General features: G+C 64.6%; 16 protein-coding genes. 11 read left to right on the top strand and 5 right to left on the bottom strand.

Annotation, left to right across the window (positions count from 1 at the left end; translation table 11 throughout):
• Positions 1–65 precede the first annotated feature (65 nt).
• Positions 66–2,474, top strand: coding sequence for an ATP-dependent helicase (locus DDE20_RS02430; protein ID WP_116556838.1), 2,409 nt, complete (start codon positions 66–68; stop codon positions 2,472–2,474).
• A gap of 439 nt (positions 2,475–2,913) precedes the next feature.
• On the opposite strand, the gene DDE20_RS02425 is transcribed toward DDE20_RS02430, so the two are convergent.
• Positions 2,914–3,135, bottom strand: coding sequence for a YjiS-like domain-containing protein (locus DDE20_RS02425; protein ID WP_116556837.1), 222 nt, complete (start codon positions 3,133–3,135; stop codon positions 2,914–2,916).
• A 307-nt stretch (positions 3,136–3,442) separates the two neighbouring features.
• Here DDE20_RS02425 and DDE20_RS02420 point away from each other — a divergent pair, with 307 nt between their 5' ends.
• From DDE20_RS02420 to mraY, 8 genes are all read left to right on the top strand, one after another.
• Positions 3,443–4,543 (top strand): Mrp/NBP35 family ATP-binding protein, encoded by a 1,101-nt coding sequence (locus DDE20_RS02420; RefSeq protein WP_116556836.1) that lies wholly within the window; start codon positions 3,443–3,445, stop codon positions 4,541–4,543.
• Positions 4,544–5,334: 791 nt separating this feature from the next.
• The gene (gene mraZ, locus DDE20_RS02415; RefSeq protein WP_116556835.1) at positions 5,335–5,853 is read left to right on the top strand and encodes a division/cell wall cluster transcriptional repressor MraZ; all 519 of its coding nucleotides are present in this window, start codon (positions 5,335–5,337) and stop codon (positions 5,851–5,853) included.
• An 11-nt stretch (positions 5,854–5,864) separates the two neighbouring features.
• Positions 5,865–6,872, top strand: coding sequence for a 16S rRNA (cytosine(1402)-N(4))-methyltransferase RsmH (rsmH, locus tag DDE20_RS02410; protein WP_116556834.1), 1,008 nt, complete (start codon positions 5,865–5,867; stop codon positions 6,870–6,872).
• Complete coding sequence (gene ftsL / locus DDE20_RS02405) at positions 6,872–7,183, top strand: cell division protein FtsL (protein ID WP_116556833.1); 312 nt, start codon at positions 6,872–6,874, stop codon at positions 7,181–7,183. The genes rsmH and ftsL overlap by 1 nt, the downstream gene beginning before the upstream one ends.
• Positions 7,183–8,958, top strand: a complete 1,776-nt coding sequence (locus tag DDE20_RS02400) for a peptidoglycan D,D-transpeptidase FtsI family protein (RefSeq protein WP_116556832.1) — start codon at positions 7,183–7,185, stop codon at positions 8,956–8,958. The genes ftsL and DDE20_RS02400 overlap by 1 nt, the downstream gene beginning before the upstream one ends.
• A gap of 27 nt (positions 8,959–8,985) precedes the next feature.
• Entirely contained in the window at positions 8,986–10,461 is a 1,476-nt protein-coding gene (locus DDE20_RS02395; RefSeq protein WP_116556831.1) for a UDP-N-acetylmuramoyl-L-alanyl-D-glutamate--2,6-diaminopimelate ligase, read from the top strand.
• A 1-nt stretch (position 10,462) separates the two neighbouring features.
• Entirely contained in the window at positions 10,463–11,866 is a 1,404-nt protein-coding gene (locus DDE20_RS02390) for a UDP-N-acetylmuramoyl-tripeptide--D-alanyl-D-alanine ligase (RefSeq protein ID WP_116557228.1), read from the top strand.
• 3 nt (positions 11,867–11,869) lie between these two features.
• Complete coding sequence (gene mraY / locus DDE20_RS02385; RefSeq protein WP_116556830.1) at positions 11,870–12,955, top strand: phospho-N-acetylmuramoyl-pentapeptide-transferase; 1,086 nt, start codon at positions 11,870–11,872, stop codon at positions 12,953–12,955.
• Positions 12,956–13,562: 607 nt separating this feature from the next.
• On the opposite strand, the gene DDE20_RS02380 is transcribed toward mraY, so the two are convergent.
• The 4 genes from DDE20_RS02380 to DDE20_RS02365 all read right to left on the bottom strand — a co-directional run bounded on the left by DDE20_RS02380 (position 13,563) and on the right by DDE20_RS02365 (position 17,604).
• Positions 13,563–13,817 carry a DUF6455 family protein gene (locus DDE20_RS02380; RefSeq protein WP_116556829.1) on the bottom strand — a complete coding sequence of 85 codons (255 nt, stop codon included), beginning with the start codon at positions 13,815–13,817 and terminating at the stop codon, positions 13,563–13,565.
• Positions 13,818–13,934: 117 nt separating this feature from the next.
• The gene (der, locus tag DDE20_RS02375) at positions 13,935–15,416 is read right to left on the bottom strand and encodes a ribosome biogenesis GTPase Der (RefSeq protein WP_116556828.1); all 1,482 of its coding nucleotides are present in this window, start codon (positions 15,414–15,416) and stop codon (positions 13,935–13,937) included.
• A 174-nt stretch (positions 15,417–15,590) separates the two neighbouring features.
• Positions 15,591–16,895: an outer membrane protein assembly factor BamB family protein gene (locus tag DDE20_RS02370; RefSeq protein WP_116556827.1), complete on the bottom strand. Its 1,305-nt coding sequence runs from the start codon at positions 16,893–16,895 to the stop codon at positions 15,591–15,593.
• A gap of 37 nt (positions 16,896–16,932) precedes the next feature.
• Positions 16,933–17,604, bottom strand: a complete 672-nt coding sequence (locus DDE20_RS02365) for a tetratricopeptide repeat protein (protein ID WP_116556826.1) — start codon at positions 17,602–17,604, stop codon at positions 16,933–16,935.
• Between the two features lie 562 nt (positions 17,605–18,166).
• Here DDE20_RS02365 and DDE20_RS02360 point away from each other — a divergent pair.
• Both DDE20_RS02360 and DDE20_RS02355 read left to right on the top strand, forming a co-directional pair.
• Positions 18,167–19,306 (top strand): efflux RND transporter periplasmic adaptor subunit, encoded by a 1,140-nt coding sequence (locus DDE20_RS02360; RefSeq protein WP_116556825.1) that lies wholly within the window; start codon positions 18,167–18,169, stop codon positions 19,304–19,306.
• A gap of 4 nt (positions 19,307–19,310) precedes the next feature.
• Positions 19,311–23,030, top strand: coding sequence for an efflux RND transporter permease subunit (locus DDE20_RS02355; protein WP_116556824.1), 3,720 nt, complete (start codon positions 19,311–19,313; stop codon positions 23,028–23,030).
• Positions 23,031–23,063 lie beyond the last annotated feature (33 nt).

The following is a 23,063-nucleotide window of genomic DNA, read 5'->3' as shown; positions in this document are numbered from 1 at the left end:
CGCGCCAACTTGCCCTTGCGAAACAGCGCCAAGACGGGCAAGACAGGAACAAGTGGGGAACGCGAATGAGTGATGACAAAAGCCAAGCCAGCCTGTCGCAACAGGCGATGGCGCGGGCGGTGGCGCCGCAAACCGCCCGCTATCTGGACGGGCTCAATGAGGCGCAGCGCACCGCCGTTGAGGCGCTGGACGGGCCGGTGCTGATGCTGGCGGGCGCCGGGACGGGGAAAACCCGCGCCCTGACCGCGCGCATCGCCCATCTGATCGCCAGCGGCAAGGCGCGGCCCAATGAAATTTTGGCGGTGACCTTTACCAATAAGGCCGCGCGCGAGATGAAATACCGCATTGGCCAGCAATTGGGCGATGTTGTTGAGGGGATGCCGTGGCTCGGCACCTTTCACGCCATCGGGGTGCGGTTTCTGCGCCGCCACGCGGAATTGGTCGGGTTAAAGTCGAATTTCACCATTCTCGACACCGACGACCAGTTGCGCCTCCTTAAGCAGTTGATTCGCGCCAATAATCTGGATGAGAAACGCTGGCCGCCGCGGGCGCTGGCGGGGCTGATTGACGGTTGGAAGAACCGCGCGTGGCGGCCCGAGGTGGTGCCCGGTTCCGAGGCCAGCGCCTTTGACAACCGCGGCACCGAACTCTACGCCGCCTATCAGGACCGGTTGCGCACGCTCAATGCCTGCGATTTCGGCGATCTGCTGCTGCATGTGGTCACGATCCTGCAGCAGAATCCCGATATTCTGGCGCAATACCAGCGCTGGCTGCGGTTCATTCTGGTGGACGAATATCAAGACACCAACGTCGCGCAATATCTGCTGCTGCGGCTCTTGGCGCAGGCGCATTCGAATATTTGCTGCGTCGGCGATGATGACCAGTCGATCTATGGCTGGCGCGGCGCCGAGGTGGGCAACATCCTGCGATTCGAACGCGATTTCCCCGGTGCCACAGTGGTGCGGCTGGAGCAAAACTACCGCTCGACCCCGCATATTCTGGCCGCCGCCTCCGGTGTGATTGCTGCCAATGAGGGGCGGCTGGGCAAGACGCTCTGGACCGAGGAAACCGAGGGGCAGAAGGTCGTGCTCATCGGTCATTGGGACGGCGAGGATGAGGCGCGCTGGATCGGCGAGGAGATCGAGGCGCTCGAGCGCGGGGGCAGGGGGCTGCCGCCGCAATCGCCCGACGGGATGGCGATTCTGGTGCGCGCCAGCCACCAGATGCGCGCCTTCGAGGACCGGTTTTTGACCATCGGCCTGCCGTATCGCGTTGTCGGCGGCCCGCGATTCTATGAACGGCTCGAGATTCGCGATGCGATGGCTTATTTCCGCCTCGCGATCTCGCCAACCGACGATCTGGCCTTTGAGCGCATCGTCAATATGCCCAAACGCGGCTTGGGCGACAAAGCCCAGCAAACGATCCAGCGGGTAGCGCGCGAGAATGACGTGCCGCTGCTCCTTGGCGCCGCTTTGGTGCTGCGTGACGGGCTGTTGGGCGGGCGCGGCGCGGCGAACCTGCGCGAATTTATCGAGAATATGGCGCGCTGGCATGATGCGGTGCGCAATTCTATCCCCGGCGCGGTCGTCGAGGGTGACGATGATGTGATCGAACACGACGGCCCGACGCAGCGCAAACGCCTCTCGCATATCGAATTGGCCGAGCAGATGCTCGACGAATCGGGCTATACCGCTATGTGGCAGGCGCAGAAAACCCCCGAGGCCGAGGGGCGGCTGGAGAACCTCAAGGAGTTGATCAAAGCGCTGGAAGGCTTTGATAACCTTCAGGGATTCCTTGAGCATGTCGCGCTGATCATGGACAATGAGACCGAGGATCGCACCGAGAAGGTGACGATCATGACGCTGCATGCGGCCAAAGGGCTGGAATTCCCGATGGTGTTCCTGCCGGGGTGGGAGGACGGGCTGTTTCCGAGCCAGCGCTCGATGGACGAATCAGGTCCCAAGGGGCTCGAGGAAGAGCGACGGCTGGCCTATGTCGGCATCACCCGCGCCGAAAAGCTGTGCATGATCTCATTTGCCGCGAATCGCCGCGTGTTCGGCCAGTGGCAAAGCCAGCTTCCCAGCCGTTTTATCGATGAATTGCCCCCTGAGCATGTCGAAATCCGCACCCCGCCGGGCCTCTATGGCGGGGCATTCGGCGCGGCGGCGCGCCAGCCCGAACATTCCACGATGGACGACCGCGCCGCCAAGGCCGATGTCTATAACGCGCCCGGTTGGCGGCGGATGCAGGCGCGCGGGCAAAAAGCGCCGCCGCAGCCCAAAGCCAAGCACCCCCCCGCGCCGGATGTGCATTTCACCGATGGCGAGCGCGTCTTTCACCAGAAATTCGGCACCGGCACGGTGCTGGCGGTGGATGGCGACAAACTGGCGGTGGCCTTTGACCGCGCCGGCGAGAAACATATCGTCGCGCGTTTCGTCACCCCCGCTGACGGGATGGATGACGTGCCCTTCTGAGAAGGGGCGCGTCTTAAACTTCTGATTTCGCAATGAAAAAACGCGGCTACCGGGGAGGATCGGTAGCCGCGCTCTTGGCGCAGGTCAGGGGAGGAGGTCCAACCCGCGCGTCTCGCTGGGCCCGCCAATCCGATCGGGATCGGGGCCCTGATATTTTGGGCGCGACGATCCGGGAGGAGATGATCGTCGCGCCTGAGCGGTGACCCCGTGGGAGGGACGGGGGCCGCGTTCCGGTGGGGCGTTAACCCCGAATTCGGGGCACGGTTGCAAAGGGAGGAGGTGCAACCGTGCCGGAGTGCCTGCGACCCGATCTGCGGATCAGACGCTAGCAACATTGTGGAACAGCCGCAGGGAGGAGGAGGCGGCGGTTCCGGTCACGATCAACGCAGGGAGGGGCGTTGTCGTTCTTTGTGCAGGCCCCAAGGGCCCGCTATCTCAATCAGCTGTCGCGACCGTAAGCGGCCTCATGGGCCAGACGCGAAATCATGCTGCGGTGAATGCCGAGGTCCTGCAAATCGCGGGTGCTCAGGGCGTTCAGCTCGTTATAGGTGCGCGTAAACGTGCGCGAGCGCGACCAGGCGGCGCTCAGCGCGGCAAAGCCGTCGCGCAGGGTGTTCAGGACCAAAAAGCCGCGGTTCTGACGAACGGATGCATAAGCCATGGAACTCTCTCTTTCTTCACAACCGGGGAAAATGTTATGTCTTCCTTCCCGGTGACACAGAGATGGACCTTATGCTGCAGATGCACAATCCCCCTGTGTCGCAATGCCGCTATGCAGAAACCGCATGGCATACGCGGTTGAAGTTTTGGGCGTTTTCAGGGGGTTCCATTTCGTTTTTGACCAGCCGGATAAAAAAACGCAAGCTAATCAACAGGCTTGATCCGATAAACCGGCGTTTGGACCTTGTTTGCCAAGGAATTTTGAACAGGTTACGGCCTGAGCAGTGAACCGACAGGAGAGATTTGCAATGTCCTCGACCCCAACGCCCACGCGCGAGTCAATTTTAGCCACGCTTGACACAGTGGAGGTGCCCGGCGGCGGCTCGCTGGTCAGCCGCGATCTGGTGCGGGCGCTGGTCGTCGATGGCGGCAATGTGCGTTTCGTGATCGAAGTGGAATCTCCGCAGGTCGCACAGGCGATGGAGCCGGTGCGCGCCGCCGCCGAGGCCGCTTTGGGCAAACAGCCGGGGATCGCGCGGGTCTCGGTGGCGATGACCGCCCATGGCCCCGCCGCGAAACCCGCCGTCAAAGCCCCGCCCGCGGGCGAGCCGCCCAGCCTGAAAATCGGCGGCCATCCCAAACCCGGCCCCTCGACGGTGCCCGGTGTGCAACGCATTCTGGCGATCGGCTCGGGCAAGGGCGGGGTCGGTAAATCCACCGTCTCGGCCAATCTGGCCGTCGCGATGGCGCGCGAGGGCTGGAAGGTCGGGCTGGTCGACGCCGATATCTACGGGCCCAGTCAGGGCCGGATGATGGGCGTCACCAAACGCCCCGCCTCGCCGGACGGCAAAACCATCATCCCGCCGGTGGCGCATGGCGTGCGGATGATCTCCTTGGGGTTAATGATGGCCGAGGATGAGGCGGTGATCTGGCGCGGCCCGATGCTGATGGGCGCATTGCAGCAGTTGATGACGCAGGTGGCTTGGGGCGATCTGGATCTGTTGATCGTGGATATGCCGCCGGGCACCGGCGATGTGCAGCTGACGCTCTGCCAGAAATTCGACGTCACCGGCGCGATTGTTGTCTCGACCCCGCAGGATGTGGCGCTCTTGGATGCGCGCAAGGCGCTCAAAGCCTTCGAGACGCTGAAAACGCCGGTGCTCGGGCTGGTCGAGAATATGTCGACCTTCGTCTGCCCCAAATGCGGCCATGAAGAGCATATCTTCGGCGATGGCGGGGTGCAGCGCGAGGCCGAGAAACAGGGCATCCCCTTCCTTGGCTCGCTGCCGCTGAATGTCGAGACGCGGCTCTCGGGCGATGGCGGGGTGCCGGTGGCGGCCACCGATTCCGCCGCCGGTGAGGCGTATCGGGTGATGGCGCGCGGCTTGATCGACGGGTTTCTCGCCTGACCTGATGCCCATAATGCGGGGACGCTACCGCACTGCCCCAGCCTGAATTGGCAAAATAGACCCCGAAGGCCCGCGCCTTCGGGGTTTTTCCTGCGTATACCCCGTGAACGGCCCGATTGAGGGCTTTACACAAGCCTCGCAAGGGCGGATATGGCACCGCGCTGGGATTTCATGGCCCGTATCCGGCTTTCTGGGAAATCATGGCCCGCACATGGCACCGGCTGGCCCCATCGCGAAAATGCGGCGGATTTATCTGTGGATAACCTGTCGCATAGGGTTCAAACACGATTGCGTGTGCTATCTGCGCAACACTATTCAGGGGCTGATCGGGATTTCATGGCCGGGGTTTAAAGCGGCGGTTTCCGCAGGGTGTGGTGTTGGTCGCGGGTAATTTTGTCTATATGTAGTGTTTCACCACGCTGCGAAACTGCGTCTGCCCGTCAATCCGCCGATTCTATCTGCACAAAAATGCCGCCGGTGCCACTCAACGCCATTGCGGGCCATGAAATCCCATGCCATTACTGTTCTCACGGAAGAGCGGGACGACAAAACAAAAAACTTGAGGCAACTCATACAGGCACATAATTCCGCGACGCCGAAGACGACGACCTTGTGAAGAAGGCGAGATCCGACACGCAGACGAGCAGCACCAATCCCCCCCCCCCCAGGTGGTCTGCGTGATTGGACACCCAGAGATGGGTCATGGAAGGCGATTTGGGCCGTGGCAGCAGCCCAAATCGCCACTTCCAATTTTAGGGGCCCGAAAATCACCATGATCGCGGGCATCAAATATGAGGCGCAAAACAGTGGCGCGCAGGTTTCGCAGTGAGAGCGAACAGACGGTAGATAGCAAGGGCAGGGTCTCGGTCCCGGCCCCGTTTCGCCGTGTGATCGAAGCCTGCGACCCGAATTGGTCCGAAGGCCAGCGCCCCAATCTGGTGATCGTCTACGGGTTTGAAAGCCACAACTTCCTTGAATGCTACACGATGGAGGCGATCGAGCTGATCGACCGCCGCATCGAGCGGATGAAAAAAGGCTCGAAAGAGCGCAAGATGCTGGAACGCTGGTATCACGGCCATTCGATGGATGCGCAGGTGGTCGAAGACGGTCGCATCGTTTTGCCTCAAAAGCTGCGCAAAAAGCTGGATCTGGAAAACAAAGCCTTCTTTATCGCGGCGGGCGACCATTTCCAGATCTGGAAGCCGGAAACCTACGCCACCGAGGAATTGGCGCGCGAGGAAGAATGGCTTGCCCAGCAAGACGAGGATTTCGACCCGACCATCCTGCTCCCTGACCTTCCAGAAGACTGAAATCAACCGCCATGACCCAAGCCGCACCCGAAGCCCCCCATGTTCCCGTGCTGCTCACCCCGATTTTACGCGAGGTTGCGCCGGTCTCGGGCGTCTGGCTGGACGGCACTCTGGGCGCGGGCGGCTATGCGCGCGGGCTGCTTGAGGCCGGTGCCGAGCGTGTGATCGGCGTTGACCGCGATCCTTTGGCGCTGGAATTGGCGGCGGAATGGGGCGCGGAGTATGGCACGCGGCTGGCTTTGGTGCAGGGCGTGTTCAGCGAGCTCGATGCCCATGCCGCGGGCGTTCTGGACGGCGGGCTGCTGGACGGGATTGTGCTCGATCTCGGCGTCTCCTCGATGCAGCTTGATCTTGCCGAACGCGGGTTTTCCTTTGCCAAAGACGGCCCCCTCGACATGCGGATGAGCCAGGATGGGCCCTCGGCGGCGGATCTGGTGAATGGCTCAAGCGAGGCAGAACTCGCTGATATCCTTTATCATTACGGCGAAGAACGCGCTTCACGCCGGATCGCCCGCGCGATTGTTGCGGCCCGCGCAGAGGCGCCGATCGAGACCACGCTGCGGCTGACCGAGATCGTCACCTCCTGCCTGCCGCGCCCCAAACCCGGCCAGAGCCATCCCGCCACGCGCAGCTTTCAGGCGCTGAGAATCGCGGTGAACACCGAGTTTCACGAGCTGATCTCGGGCTTGGAGGCCGCCGAACGCGCGCTCAAACCCGGTGGATTGCTGGCCGTGGTCAGTTTCCATTCGCTCGAAGACCGGATCGTCAAACGCTTCATGCAATTGCGCGCCGGTCGCGGCGGGCAGGGCAGTCGCCACGCGCCGCAAATCGAACAAGAGCAACCGCGGTTCACGCTGGTGAACCGCAAAGCCATCGCCGCCGACGCCGAGGAATGCGCCGCCAACCCGCGGGCGCGCTCGGCACTCTTGCGCATCGCACGCCGCACCGCAGAACCCGCCGGCGCCGTCGACCGCGAGGGCGTCGGCCTGCCGAGACTGGCGCTCAAAGGGGATCACTGATGCGCGGCGTGTTCTACGTTCTATCGGCTTTCGCGGTGATGGGGCTGGCGATCTGGGCTTACGGTCAAAACGACCGCACCCAGCGCGCGAAAAACGAGACCCGCGAATTGCGCCGTGAAATCCGCAGCCTGACCGAGGCGATCAATGTGCAGCGCGCCGAATGGGCCTATCTCAACCGCCCCGAACGCCTGCTGGCGCTGGCCGAAATGAACGCCAGCCGCCTTGGCCTGTTGTCACTGGAGGGACGGCAATTCGGTCATATTTCCGAAATCCCCTATCCGATTTCCCTGACCCGTCGGGGGGATGACTGATGGTCCGCACGCCGCTTCGCCCGCTGCCCCGCATTCTGGACGCGCGTGCGCAGGGCGAAAATCCGCAGGCGGTCGAACGCGAGATGTTGCGGGTGCGGCGTGAGCAAGCCCGAGATATAGGGCGCAAACGGGCGGAATGGCGGCTGTTGATCCTCGCGGTGCTGTTTTTTGCCGGCTATGCGGCGATCGGCACGCGGATGGGGCTCTTGGCTGCCGCGCCGGTGATCGAGGCCGAACCCTATGTCGGTGAGCAGATCGCCGATGCCCGCGCCGATATTCTTGACCGCAACGGGCGTATTCTGGCGACCAATCTGGTGACCAATTCGCTCTATGCCGAGTTGCGCTATATGATTGATGGCGACCGCGCGGCGGCGGAACTGGCGCGGATTTTTCCCGATGTTGATGAGGATCGCTTGGCCGCACGGCTGACCGATCCCGACCGCAGTTTCGTCTGGATCCGCGCGCGTCTCTCGCCCGAGCAGGCGCAGGCGGTGCATGATATCGGCGAGCCCGGTCTGTTGCTTGGCCCGCGTCAGATGCGGCTCTATCCCAACGGTCGCCTCGCCGCGCATGTGCTGGGCGGCGCCGGTTACGGGCAGCAGGGCGTGACCGCGGCGGAAATCATCGGCACCGCCGGCATCGAACACCGGATGGATGCGCGTTTGCGTGATCCCGATCTGGCGGATGTGCCGTTAACCCTGTCGCTGGATCTGGCGGTTCAGGGCGTGGTCGAAGAGGTGCTCGGCAGCGGCATCGAGATGCTCAATGCCCGCGCCGGATCGGCGATCATCATGGATGCGGACACCGGCGAATTGGTCGCCATGGCCTCCCTGCCGGACTTTGACCCCAACGACCGCCCGGCGCCACCGGTTGAGGGCGATCCCACCGAACACCCGTTGTTTAACCATGCCGTGCAGGGCGTCTATGAGCTCGGCTCGGTGATGAAATCCTTTGCCGTGGCGCAGGCGCTCGATCTGGGATTGGTCACCCCCGAGACGGTGATCGACACCCGTGGCCCGCTGCGGATGGCCGGTTTCAGCATCCGCGATTACCGCAATTACGGCGCCGAATTGCCGGTCAGCGAGGTCTTCGTGCATTCCTCGAATATCGGCACCGCGCGGCTGGCGCAGATGATCGGTATTGACCGGCAACAGGACTTTCTGCGCCGCTTCGGCTTTCTCGATCCCCTGGATCTGGAGGTCACCGAGGCCCGCCGCGCATTGCCGCAATTCCCCGAGCGTTGGGGGGAATTATCTGCAATGACAATCAGTTACGGCCACGGCCTGTCGACCACGCCGGTGCATCTGGCGGCCGGATATGCGGCTTTGGTCAACGGTGGGCGCCGCGTGGTGCCGACGCTTTTGCGCCGCCCCGAGGTGCAGCCGGTCGAGCAATTGGTCACCCCTGAGACCTCGCGGCAGATGCGCGCGATGATGCATGCGGTGGTCGAACGCGGCACCGCGCGGATGGCGCAGGTCGAAGGCTATGCGGTCGGCGGCAAGACCGGCTCGGCGGACAAGCCGAACCCGCAGGGCCGCTATTACGACGACCGTGTGATCGCGACCTTCGCCGGCGCCTTCCCGATGACCGATCCGCGCTATGTGATCGTGGTGACGCTGGACGAGCCCTCGGAAACCTCGGGCGAACAGGCGCGGCGCACCGCTGGCTGGACGGTGGTGCCGGTGGCCGCCGAGATGGTCCGCCGGATCGCGCCGATGATGGGAATGCGCCCGCAAAGCGATGCAGAGATTGAAGCGGCCTTCTCGCTGCGTTAGGCAACGGCAAGCGAAGCGAGAGGCGATATGAGTAGCAACAAACACCTTGGCGAATTGGGGCTCACCGCGCGCAGCGGCAATCCGCAGGCGCGCGTCAGTGCGATCACATTGGACAGTCGCACGGTCAAACCGGGCACGCTGTTTGCCGCGCTACCGGGCACATTGATGCATGGCGCCTCCTTCATTGATCCGGCGCTGCGCATGGGCGCGAGCGCGATATTGACCGACCGCGAGGGCGCCGCCATGGCCGCCGAGACGCTGGCCCGCCACCCCGAGGCGGCGCTGGTCGTCGCCGAAGACGCGCCCGCCGCGCTGGCGATGGCCGCCGCGCTCTGGTTCGGCGCCCAGCCCGAGACCATGGTCGCGGTGACCGGCACCAACGGCAAAACCTCGGTCGCCAGTTTCGCCCGCCAATTATGGACCCATCTGGGTTACCCTGCGGTTAACATCGGCACCACCGGCGTTGAGGGCGCATGGGAGGCACCATTGGCCCATACCACCCCCGACGCGGTCACCCTGCAGGGCATTTTGGCGCAGGCCGCCGCCGAAGGGGTGACCCATGCGGCGATGGAGGCCAGCTCGCACGGGCTTGACCAGCGGCGGCTCGACGGGGTCGGCATTGTTGCGGCGGGATTCACCAATCTCTCGCAGGACCATCTCGATTATCACCCCACGATGGAGGATTATTACGAGGCCAAAGCGGGGCTCTTTCACCGGCTGTTGCCCGAGGACGGCGTGGCGGTGATCAACACCGATGACGAATGGGGCGCGCGGCTGGCCGCAAGGGTCGATCAGCAGGTGCTGCGCGTGGGCCAAACCGAGGACTGCGATCTGCGCATTCTGGCGCAGCGCTATGACGCGCAGGGGCAGGAGCTGCGGTTTTCGCTGGGCGGGCAGGCGCATCACGTGCATCTGCCGCTGGTCGGCGGGTTTCAGGCGTGGAACGCGCTGGTCGCGCTCGGGCTCTTGGTCGCCAGCGGCGCCGATGCCGGTGAGGCGATTGCCGCGATGCCGAAACTGCAGGGCGTGCGGGGCCGGATGGAACTGGCCGCGACCCGCGAAAACGGCGCGCCGGTGTTTGTCGATTACGCCCATACCCCCGCCGCTGTCGAAACCGCACTCAAGGCGCTGCGCCCGCATGTGATGGGCCGGTTGATCATCGTTCTGGGCGCGGGCGGCGACCGTGACCGCGCCAAACGCCCGCTGATGGGCAAAGCCGCCGCCGAACACGCGGATGTTGTATTTGTGACAGACGACAACCCGAGATCTGAGGATCCTGCGGCTATTCGTGTTGAAATAATGCAAGCCTGCCCCGAGGCCACCGAGGTCGGCGACCGCGCCGAGGCGATCCTGCGGGCCGTCGATGCGCTGCAACCGGGCGATGCGCTACTGATCGCCGGCAAGGGCCATGAGACCGGCCAGACCGTCGGCGACACGGTCTATCCGTTTGACGATCTGGAACAAGCCAGTGTTGCCGTCGCCGCGCTTGACGGGCGGCTTTAAGATGGGCGCGCTCTGGACCCACGCGGACGCGGCGGCGGCCACCGGCGGCACCGCCTCGGCGCCGTTCAACGTCACCGGCCTGTCGATCGACACCCGCAGCCTGCAGGCGGGCGATCTGTTTATCGCCCTCAAAGCCGCCCGCGACGGGCATGATTTCGTGGCCCAAGCCTTTGCCAATGGCGCGGCGGCGGCGCTGGTCGATCATATCCCCGAGGGTGTCACCGGCCCCTGTCTGGTGGTGCCCGATGTCCTAAAGGCACTCGAAGCGCTTGGCGCGGCAGGGCGGGCGCGGGCACAGGCGAAAGTCGTGGCCGTCACCGGCTCGGTGGGCAAAACCTCGACCAAGGAAATGCTCCGCGAGATGCTGGCAGAATTCGGCACGGTGCATGCCGCCGAGGCCAGTTTCAACAACCATTGGGGGGTCCCGATCACCCTTGCGCGGCTGCCGCAGAGCGCCGATTTCGCGGTGATCGAGATCGGCATGAACCACCCCGGCGAGATCGCACCCTTGGCGGCGTTGACCCGCCCCGATGTGGCGCTGATCACCACCGTCGCCGCCGCGCATCTTGAGGCCTTTGCGGATGTCGCCGCCATCGCGCGGGAAAAAGCCGCGATCTTCGGCGCGCTCACACCGCAAGGTGCGGCAATCTATAACGCCGATCTCGACACCACGCCGATCCTGCGCAAAGCCGCGGGCGCGCAGGGCACAGGCTTTGGCGAAAACGGCGATCTACAGCTTGCCAGCCTGCGCCATGCCCGCGGCGCGCTGGTGGTCGAGGCCAAGATCAAGGGCGAAAGCTACTGGATAAGGCTGACGGATTCGGGCGCGCATTTCGGGATGAACGCGCTCGCCTCCATGGCGGTGGCCGAGGCGCTGGGGCTGGATCTGGCGCTGGCCGCGCAGGCTTTGGGCCGCTGGCAGCCTCCGGCGGGGCGCGGCAAACGCGAGATATTGATCCTTGATCCGGTGCAGGACGCCAGTTTCACCCTGATCGACGACGCCTTCAACGCCAATCCCGCCTCCCTCGCGGCGGCGCTGGATGTGCTGGCCAATACCACCCCCGGCGCGGGCGGGCGGCGGATCGCCATTCTCGGCGATATGCTGGAACTCGGCCCGCAAGAACAGGCGCTGCATCTTGCGGTCGCTACCCATCCGGCGATGGCGCAGATTGACCGCGTGCACTGCGTCGGCCCGCGGATGCAAACCCTCTACACTGCGCTGCCCGAGCCACAACGTGGCCACTATGTCCCGCAGGCCGAGGATCTCGGCGCTAAGGCGCACCGGCTGGTGCATCCGGGCGACGTTGTTCTGGTGAAGGGCTCGAAAGGCAGTTATGTCTCGCGTGTGGTGGATGCGTTGCGCAATCTTGGCCACGCCCAACCTGACGATCCGAACGGAGAGTAATGCATGCTGTATTGGCTTGCCGAATTTTCAGAGGCCCATATCGGCTTCAACCTGTTTCGCTATATCACCGTGCGCGCGGGGGCGGCGTTTTTCACTGCCCTGATCTTCGGGTTTGTCTTTGGCACGCCGCTGATCAACCTGCTGCGCCGCCGTCAGGGCCGGGGCCAGCCGATCCGTGAGGACGGGCCGGAATCGCATCTCTTGACCAAGAAGGGCACGCCGACGATGGGCGGGCTGTTGATCCTCTCGGCGCTGACCTTCGCGACACTGATGTGGGCGCGGCTCGACAATCCCTATGTCTGGCTGGTGCTTGGCGTGACGCTGGGCTTTGGCGCGATCGGGTTTGCCGATGACTACGCGAAAGTGTCGAAATCCTCCCATGCCGGCGTCTCGGGGCGCGTGCGTCTGGGGCTGGGGTTCCTGATCGCGCTGATTGCTTCGGTCGCGGCGATGTATCTGCATCCCGAGACCCTCTCGGGCCGGCTCGCCTTTCCGGTGTTCAAGGAATACCTGCTGGATTTAAGCTGGTTTTTCATTCCCTTCGCGATGTTCGTCATCGTTGGCTCGGCGAATTCGGTCAATCTGACCGATGGGCTGGATGGGTTGGCGATCATGCCGGTGATGATCGCCGCGGGCACTTTGGGGGCGATCGCCTATGCCGTCGGGCGGGTCGATTTCACCGCCTATCTCGATGTCCATTATGTGCCCGGCGCCGGTGAGCTGTTGATCTTCACCGCCGCTTTGGCCGGAGGCGGTCTGGGTTTCCTCTGGTATAACGCGCCGCCCGCGGCGGTGTTCATGGGCGACACCGGCTCCTTGGCTCTGGGCGGTGCTCTGGGGGCGATTGCGGTGGTCACCAAGCATGAGATCGTGCTGGGGATTGTCGGCGGGTTGTTCGTTGTCGAGGCGCTGAGCGTGATCATTCAGGTGGTCTATTTCAAACGCACCGGCAAGCGTGTGTTCCTGATGGCGCCGATCCATCACCATTTCGAGAAAAAGGGCTGGGCCGAGCCGCAGATCGTGATCCGCTTCTGGATCATCTCGCTGGTGCTGGCGCTGATCGGGCTGGCGACGCTGAAAATCCGCTGAGGCGATAAGGGCCGCGCCCGACCCTGGGTGGGCGCGCTGCCCGGACTGATGCCCGAGCCGGACGGATGGTCTGCTTATGGGCAAAGCGATAAGGGACGCGCCCGAGCCTGGGTGGGCGCCGATGTCCTTGCCACAACGCGCTGCACTCGAAAGCACTGATGCCGGTTGGGCATTGCGTGACATCGCCAAAGCGCCCTCCCGGGGGGAGGGTCGGGCGCGGCCCGTGGTGTCCACGGGCCAGAGGGTTGCACCGTGGTGCTTCAAGATACAGGGTCCGCGTGTTGCAGGCGCAAAGCCGCCCGTGGTGTCCACGAGCCCGACATATGGCCTGCCTACGAACAAGGCGATTAGGGACGCGCCTGACCCTGGGTGGGCGCACGGCCCTTGCCACGACGCGCTACGCTCCAAAGCACTGATGTCGGGTGAGCATCTCACGCCATCGCCAATGCGCCCTCCCATGGGGAGGGTCGGGCGCGGCCCGGGGTGCCCCCGGGCCAGAGCGTTGCGCAGTGGCGCATAAAGATACAGGGGGCCGCGTGTTTATAGGGGCGAAGCCGCCCGCGACCCAAGGGGCAAACAGAAAGTCTGCGCCGTTAGATAGAGTGCCTCAATCGCGCAACCGCTGCAGCAGATCGCGGTTGCGGCAGTAGGCGGGGGTGTCCTCGGCGCCTGCGCTATGCGCCTCCAGCCAGTCGGGGCAGCGCGCGCCGCCCTCGCAGCCGACGCAGGCAAACACCGCGTTGCGCAATTCCTGCCCGCTCATCCGGCGATCCACCATCGCGGTGGTGAAATCGGCATTCACCGTGCTGGCCATACGGGTGATCAGATCGGTATGGTGGTTCAGGCGTGTCAGCAGTCCCATTGTCGTCCTCCGGCGCAAGCAAATGTGAAACCCACAGTGCAGCTTTGCCAAAGAGACGACATTGATCTAGATCAAATAGTTGCAAATGCAACGAAGGCCCGCCAAGAGCCCCGCAGCCTAGCGCTCGGGATTCTTGTGCTTTTTCAGCTTCGAGGGCTGGGCCTTCTTGCGGTTCTTATAGGGGTTTTCATCGCTGCCACCGCGCAAATACAGGCGGATCGGCGTGCCCGGCATGTCAAAAGCCTCACGCAGACCATTGACCAGATAGCGCTCATAGCTTTTCGGCAGATCCTCGGGATTCGAGCATTTCACCACAAACCCCGGCGGGCGGGTCTTGGCCTGGGTGATATAGCGCAGCTTGATCCGGCGGCCACCGGGGGCGGGGGGCGGATGCGCCTCAGTCATTGCCAGCAGCCAGTTGTTCAACCGCGAGGTCGCCACGCGGCGGTTCCAGATCGTATGCGCGCGGATGATCGCCTCGTGCAGACGCTCCATGCCACGGCCGGTTTTCGCGGAAATGGTGATCAGGGGCGCGCCGCGCAGCTGCGGCAGGTTGCGCTCAAAGGTCTGTAGCAGCTCCTTGAGCTTGTCCTGCTTGTCGTCCTCGATATCCCATTTGTTCACCGCCACGACCACCGCACGGCCCTCGCGCTCGGCGAGATCGGCAATGCGCAGGTCCTGCGTCTCGAAGGGGATCGCGGCATCCAGGAGCACCACCACAACCTCGGCAAATTTCACTGCCCGCAGCCCGTCAGCGACCGAGAGCTTTTCCAGCTTTTCGGTGATCCGTGCCTTGCGCCGCATACCGGCGGTATCAAACAGCCGCACCGGCGTGCCGTTCCAATTGAACGGCAGCGAGATCGAATCGCGGGTGATCCCCGCCTCGGGGCCGGTCAGCAGCCGCTCTTCGCCGATGATCTGGTTGATCAGCGTCGATTTACCGGCATTGGGGCGGCCGATCACCGCGATTTGCAGCGGGCGTTTGATCGTCGGCACCCAAGCGGGGACCTCCTCGGCCTCACCCAGCTCGGTGTTGTCGAATTCGCTGTCCTGATCGACGCTGATATCGGTCTCGGGCGCGGTGGATTGCTCGCGCTGGTCAAAGGTCGCGGCCAAGGGGCGCAGCATGTGATAAAGTTCGTCAATCCCCTCGCCATGTTCGGCGGACAGGCGGATCGGCTCGCCGATGCCCAGCGAATAGGCCTCAAGGAACCCGCCTTCACCGGCATTGCCCTCGGCCTTATTGGCGGCAAGGATCACATGTTTGGCGCGGCGGCGCAGGATATCGGCGAAAATCTCGTCAGCGGGGGTGATCCCCACGCGGGCGTCGATGATGAACAGGCAGACATCGACCATCTCGACCGCGCGTTCGGTCAACCGCCGCATCCGGCCTTGCAGAGAGTCGTCGGTGACATTCTCCAGACCGGCGGTATCGAGCACGGTGAACCGCAGATCGCCCAGTTTCGCCTCGCCTTCACGCAGATCGCGGGTGACGCCGGGCTGGTCATCGACCAAGGCCAGACGCTTGCCAACCAAACGGTTGAACAGCGTGGATTTCCCCACATTCGGGCGGCCCACAAGGGCAAGAGTGAAGCTCATGGCGGCCTCCGGTTTTGCGTGCAATGAAACGCGGTGAAGGCGCCGACATAGGCGCGCCCGCGTCTAAAGTAAAGCCGCGCGTGATCGGGTCAAGCGCGGCAGGTGACGGCAGGCCTCCGCCAGCGGTGGCGCCGTCACTGTGATTGGCCGTGCGCAGCGATCCGCAGGCGATGCTTAGCGGTAAGCGTGCAGCGCGCCGTTGCGGCCCAGCACATAGAGCGTGCCGCCCGCCACAATCGGCCCCGAGGCCGCGCCGCCGGGGATTTCGGTGGCGAAAACCTGCGCGCCCGAGACCGGATCAAAGCCGCGCAAGGCCCCGTCGCCCGAAGCCACCCAGAGGCGGCCACCGGCCAGCACCGGCCCATGCTGCGGGAAAATCGCCAGACGGCGGCGCGCGCGGTCGTCGGTATAAAGCGGCAGATCCTGCGCCCAGATCGTCGTGCCGTCGCGGGCATCCAGCCGCATCAGCCGGTTCTGGTCGCTGATCAGGAACACCGAGCCGCCGACCGGCCAGACCGGTGCCACGGCGCCTTCTTCGGCGGTCCAGATCGTGCTGCCGCTGTCCGCATCCAGCGCAAAGGTGCGCCCGGCCTGGGTGGCGGCATAGATGCGGGAACCGTCAACCACCGGATCGCCGGTGATCGCCGAGATCGAGGCCAGTGCCGAGCCGATCCGCCGCCCTGCCGCGACCGAAGTCCAGGTCAGCGCGCCATTGCCGCGCCGCGCGGCGGTCAATTCGCCCGATTGCGTGGGAAAGACGACCAGCGAATTGGTGATCGCCGGTGCCGCGCCGCGGGCCACCGTGGCCAGAGCGGCGGTGCCGGGCAGGGACCATTGAATGCGGCCGGTGCTGGCATCGAGCGCCCAAAGCGTGGAATCGGTGGCGCTGACATAGATCGACTCGCCGTTGACCGCCGGTGCGCCGGTCAGCGGGCTGTCGAAATCGACCCGCCACAATTCATTGCCGGTCTCGACATCCAGCGCCGCGACAAAGGCAAAGGCCGAGGCGACATAGAGCCGCGAGCCCGAGACCGCCAGCGCCCCGCCCGAGGCCGAGCCCCGCGCCCCGCGCGGCGGCAGCACATCCGAGGACCAGATCACCTGACCGGCCTCCGAGGTCGCCTGCACACGGGTGCCCGCATCCAGCGTAAAGACCCGCCCGCCCGCGGCCACCGGATCGGTGGTCAGACGCGCGCGGCGGCTGTCACTGGCGCCAATCGGGGTCGACCAAGCCAATTGCGGATTGGCCGAGAGTGCCGGATGGCGGGGCCGCGCGCCCGAGGTGCCCTGCCGCTGGCTCCAGCTGCCATTCGCCGCCTGCGAGGGCAGGCTGATCGGCTGGCTGCGGTTTTCCTCGACCTCGCCACCGCCCCAAGGGGCGCGGATATCCACGCGCTCACCCTCAAGGATCTCGTCGCGGTTGCAGGCGGCGGTCAGGCCAATCAGACCAATCAGAGCAACGGTGCGGATCACGCGCATGGGTTATTCCCCCCAAAATGGCAAATATCGAGCAGTATCACCCCAGATCGCTGGGTTGATCACCGCCCAAAACAACAATCAATTGTGCGACGCGGCGGCGCAGCGCGGCGGTCACATCGGCTTCTTGCAACAAGGCTTCGGCACGGGAAAGCGCGGTCTCGCGGTCGCCGCTTTCCAGCGCCAGAAGCGCCAGTTGCTCCAGCGCCAGCGGGCGGAACGCCTGACCCGGTGCGGCGAGGCCGTTCAACACCTGCTCACGCTCGTCCAGCGGGATCTCGGCGCCGCCGATGATCACCCGCTTGAGCGCGGCAATCTGCCGGTAGCTCGAGGGCAGATCGGCGTTATTCTCCACCGCTTCCAGCGCGTCGATCGCGGCGGGGCGCTGGTCGGCGTTCAACTCGGTCGCGGCCAAGAGCAGGTTCAGGATACCGGCGCGGTCGCCACCGACCTCAAGCTCACCCTCAAGCGCGGCCAGAGCGCTGCGCTGCGCCTGCGGGTCTTCGCTGTCCAGCGCGGTGACAATCGCATCGCCAAAGGCCTGCGCCTGACTGGTCGCCTGCGCCTTGCGCCATTCATTCCACGCCGCGCCACCGACCAGCACAATCACCGCCAGAATCGCAATGGGCGCGTATTTGCGCATCGTGGCAAACAAGCGGTCGCGCTTGAGTTCCTCGTTCACCTCGTCGATGAAACTTTCCGGGTTGCTCACCAATGGCCTCCGCGTCGTGAGTTACCGCCACGCATAGGCGCGACATCTTCGCCCCTCTTATCCCGAAGCGCCACGGCTTGCCAAGTGTAGAGCCCTCGCGCGGGCGGCCATTTGCCGTTTTTCCGCCCCATTTCTCGCCTATCCCCCGCGCTGTCGCCCAGCCCGGCGGCACCCGTTTGGGCTTGTGCGGCCCCTGTGCCGCCTGATCCTGCACGGTTTACGCAACGGCAATTTTTTGGGCAGAGATTGCATGTTTTTACGCATCGGCGTAATCCGTGCGGCGTGAGCGGCGTATAGAGACAATATCGCCTGCGCATTGCTTGACGGATGGGCGGACCGTGGCAACATGCTCGGGCAGGTTTACGGCTAGGCCGGCGGGCACGTCTGCGGGCAGGGCGAGGGCAAGATAACGGGCGGCCAGACGGCGGGTGACAAGGACCAACCGGCACCCGCTGGCGCGCAGGACCCACTGCATCGGGCGGGCAGGGTCGCGGCTGACGGAATTGTGACGGTTGGAACGGGTTTGAACACAGCCGCCGGGCGCCGGACGGAAGGTAATTTGATGCGAATTGTGCCGATTTTCACCGCGTTGTTGGTTTTGGTGAGCCTCTACATGCTGGTTATGGAACGCGATCTGCTGCTTAATGCGGCGGGTGTCGAACCGGCGCAGGCGCAATCGGACGATACCGCCGCCTCTGCCAGCACCAATGAGCGCGGCTTGTTCGGCGTCGTGGTGCAGCAAATCACCGAACGCGATCTTGAAAGCGCGGTGGTGCTGCGCGGACGCACTGCCGCCTCGCGCAGTGTCGAAGTGCGCTCGGAAACCACCGGTCCGGTGGTCTCGGCCCCGCGCCCCCGCGGCGCAATGATCCGCGCTGGCGAATTGCTCTGCGCGATTGATCCCGGCACCCGCGCCGCCAGTCTGGCCGAGGCCGAAGCACGGCTCTCGGAGGCCCGCGCGCGGCTCGATGAAGCGCAAACCAATTTCGACACCACCATGCGGCTGACCGAAGAGGGCTATAGCGCGCAGAACCGCGTCGCCACTGCCGAGGCCACCTTGCAGTCCGCCCGCTCGGGCGTCGAGGCCGCGCAGGCCGGTGTCGCCGCGGCGCAGGCCGAAATGGCGCGGCTGACCATTCTCGCCCCCTTTGACGGTGTGCTCGAGGCCAGCTCCGCCGAGACCGGCTCGCTGCTCACCGCTGGCGGGCTCTGCGCGACGGTGATCCAGCTCGATCCGATCCTGCTGGTCGGTTATGCCGCCGAAACCCAGATCGACCGGCTCGCGGTCGGCGCCATGGCCGGTGCGCGGCTGTCCAGCGGCGCCGAGGTCACCGGCAGGGTCAGCTTCCTGTCGCGCGCCTCGGATGTCACCACCCGCACCTTCCGCGTCGAGGTCACCGTGCCGAACCCCGATCTGGCGATTCGCGACGGGATGAGCGCCGATATCATGGTCGCCGCCACCGCCTCACGCGGGCATCTGGTGCCCGGCTCGGCGCTGACCATCGCCGATGACGGCACGCTGGGCATGCGGCTGGTCGATGAGACCAACCACACTTATTTCGTGCCGGTCACCGTGCTGCGCGACGCGCCACAAGGGTTCTGGGTCTCGGGATTGCCCGAGGTCGCCGATGTGATTGTCACCGGTCATGAATATGTCACCGACGGGATCGAGGTCCGCGTCACCCGTCGCGGCGAGGAGTAGGCCGATGCTGGGCATCATCGACTGGGCCGCCAAACGCGCCCGCATGGTCCTCGCCTTTATCGTGCTGACGCTCGCCGCCGGTGCCTTCGCCTATGTCAGCCTGCCCAAAGAGGGCGAGCCCGATATCGAAGTGCCCGCGCTGTTTATCTCGGTGCCCTTCGCGGGGATTTCCGCTAGCGATTCCGAGACGCTGTTGATCCGCCCGATGGAGCAGGAGCTGTCGGGTCTCGATAGCCTCGTCGAGATGACCGGCACCGCCTCGCAGGGCTATGCAGGTGTGGTGCTGGAGTTTGATTTCGACTGGGACAAGACCGCGGTGATCGCCGATGTGCGCGACCGGATGAGCCGCGCGGCGGCGAATTTCCCTGAAGGCGCCGATAGTTACACGGTCAACGAATTCAACTTCTCGCAATTCCCCATCGTGATTATCGCGGTCTCGGGCGATGTGCCCGAACGCACCCTCTTGCGCGCCGCCCGCGATCTGGAACGCGCCATCGAGACGGTGGAATCGGTGCTCTCGGCGGATGTTGCGGGCGTGCGCGACGAGATGGTCGAGGTGATCATCGACCCGCTGCGGCTCGAGGCTTACAACGTCTCGGCAGGGGAGTTGTTGCAGGCGGTGACCAGCAACAACCAACTGGTCGCGGCGGGCGAGATCGAGACCGACAGCGGACGTTTCTCGCTCTCGCTGCCGGGCAATTTTGAAAGCCCGCAAGACATCTACAGCCTGCCGATCAAGGTCAATGGCGACTCGGTGGTGACGCTCGGTGATCTGGCGACGATCCAGATGACCTTCCAGGACCGCGAGGGCACCGCCCGTTTCGAGGGCGCGCCGACGCTGGCCCTGCAGGTGGTCAAACGCAAGGGCTTCAACCTGATCGGCACCGTTGATGCGGTGCGCGCGGTGGTCGATGAGACCGTCGCCGCATGGCCGCAGGAGCTGCGCGATTCGATCATCGTGACACCGGCGCTCGACCGCTCCTATCAGGTCAGTTCGATGATCAGCCAGCTTGAGGGTTCGGTGCTCACCGCCATCGCCTTGGTGATGATCGTGGTGCTGGCCAGCCTCGGCACCCGCTCGGCGCTTTTGGTCGGTTTCGCGATCCCCTCGTCCTTCCTGCTCAGCTTTATCCTGCTGGGTCTGATGGATGTGACGATTTCGAATATCGTGATGTTCGGCCTGATCCTTGCGGTCGGCATGCTGGTCGATGGCGCGGTGGTGGTGGCCGAATACGCCGACCAGCAGATCAAACAGGGCAAAGGCCCGATGGATGCCTATGTCGCCGCCGCCAAACGCATGTTCTGGCCGGTCGTCGCCTCCACCGCGACCACGCTCTGCGCCTTTCTGCCGATGCTGTTCTGGCCCGGGGTTGCCGGCGAATTCATGGGGCTTTTGCCGGTCACGCTGATTTTCGTGCTCTCGGCCTCGCTGATCGTGGCGCTGATTTTCCTGCCGGTGATGGGCGGCGTCACGGGCCGTATCGCGCGCCGGTTTGACCAGATCGCGCAGCGCTTGCGGCGCCTGCCGTGGCTCTTGCGCCTGCCGGTGATGTTTGCCGCGCTGGCGCTGCTGGCGGGCGGGGCGCTGGTGCTGCTCAATCCCGCGCTGGTCTTCGCGCAGTCCCCCGAGGCGGTGGTGCCGGACTCGGCCCTGCGCTTTCTGCCCGGTGCGCTGGCGATGCTGCTTGGCGCGGTCGGCATGTCGATCAGCCTTAACGCGCTCAAACCCGCGGCCAAACCGCAGCGCGTGCGCTCGGGCGAGCAACGCACCCTCTTTGGCCGTTTCACCCGCCTGATCGTCGGCAATTGGTTCATGCCCTTCATCACCATCTCGGTGATTTTCTTCGCGGTTTACCAAGTCTTTATCTTCTACGGCAACAATAACTACGGGGTTGATTTCTTTGCCCCCACCGAGCCCGAGCAGGGCATCGTCTATGTCCGCGCGCGCGGCAATCTCAGCCTTGAGGAAAAGGACCATCTGCTGGGCCTCGTCGAAGAGGTGGTGATTGGCGAGCCGGGCGTTGCCTCCAGCTTTGCCTTTGGCGGCTCGGGCGGGCTCAATGCCAATACCGCCGGTGCGCAGGCGCCGCGCGACGCCATCGGGCAGATCCAGTTCGAACTGGTCAATTGGGATGAGCGCGGCGATGACGACAGCCTGCGCGGGCAAGCGGTGCTTGACCGGATGGAGGCCCAATTCCGCCAGATCCCCGGGATTATCACCGAATTCATGATCATGACCGGCGGCCCGGCCTCGGCAAAACCGGTGCATTTGCGGCTGATCGGCGACGATTTTGAAACGCTGGGCCGCGCGGTGGATCTGGTCAGCGCAAGAATGGCGGACATCGGCGGTGTGGTCGATGTCGAAGACACCCGCCCGCTGCCCGGTATCGATTGGGAAATCCGCGTCGATACCGCCGTCGCGGGCCGCTTCGGCGCCGATGTGCAGACCGTTGGCGGCATGGTGCAGCTGATCACCCGCGGCCTGATGCTGGACACAATGCGCGTCGAAACCTCGGAGGAAGAGGTCGAAATCCGCGTCCGCCTGCCCGAGGGCGACCGGCTTCTTTCCACCCTCGACACGCTGCGGGTGCAGACCGCGCAGGGGTTGATCCCGCTGTCCAATTTCGTCACCCGCGAGCCGGTCGCCCTGCGCGGCACCATCGACCGTTTCGGCGAGCGGCGCTATTTCGACGTCAAGGCCGGGGTTGCGCCCGATCTGATCCATATCCTCGATGCCGAGGGGCAAAGCCTGCGGCTGGCCCCGCGCGGTGAGGTCGATCCCCGCGCCCATCCCGTCGGCTCGGAGGCCGCGCGGATCGCCACCGAAGCCCGCGACGCGATCCTCGAGGCGGGCGGGCGTATGGTGCCGGTGACCGCCTCGGAACGGATCGCCGAATTGACCACTTGGCTGCAAAACGAGGCGCCGCTGCCCGCCGGTATCGACTGGCAATGGACCGGCGAACAGCAGGACCAAGAGGAATCGCAAGCCTTCCTCGCCGGAGCATTCGGCGCGGCTATGGGCTTGATGTTCATCATTCTTTTGGCGCAGTTCAACAGTTTCTATAACTCGGTTCTGGTGCTGGTCGCGGTGGTGCTATCCACTGCGGGCGTGTTGATCGGGATGATCGTGATGGCGCAGCCCTTCTCGGTGATCATGACCGGCACCGGCATTGTCGCGCTGGCCGGGATCGTGGTGAACAACAACATTGTGCTGATCGACACCTATCAGGATTTCGTCCGCTATATGCCGCGGATCGAGGCCATCGTGCGCACCGCCGAACAGCGGTTGCGGCCGGTTCTCTTGACCACGATCACCACCATCGCCGGTCTCGCGCCGATGATGCTGGGCGTGTCGATTGACTTTGTGAACGGCGGCTATTCAATCGACAGCCCGACCTCGATGATGTGGAAACCGCTGGCTTCGGCGGTGGTGTTCGGGCTTGGCACTTCGACGATTCTGACGCTGATTCTGACGCCTGCGCTCTTGGCCGCGCGGGTCTGGGTCTCGCGCCTTGTCACCACGCTCGGCCCGCGTCTGCGCGCGCTTCGGGCGGGTGCAGACCGCGAGGATCGGGCGCTGCTAAGGCGCACCGGCAAGGTCCGCAATGCCGAGATTATCTGGGATCCCGTCGCCGCGCCGCCGCCCGCCAAAGCCAAGCCAAAACCCACCCCCGACACGCACGAGGCCGACCCCGAGCAAAACCCGCTGCACGCCGCCGAATAACGGCGCGCGGGGGGCAGGGGGCGCCTGCGTTTA

The organism is Pararhodobacter oceanensis, from assembly GCF_003076755.1.
Classification (GTDB): domain Bacteria; phylum Pseudomonadota; class Alphaproteobacteria; order Rhodobacterales; family Rhodobacteraceae; genus Pararhodobacter; species Pararhodobacter oceanensis.
This window is presented reverse-complemented; position numbering and strand designations above follow the sequence as displayed.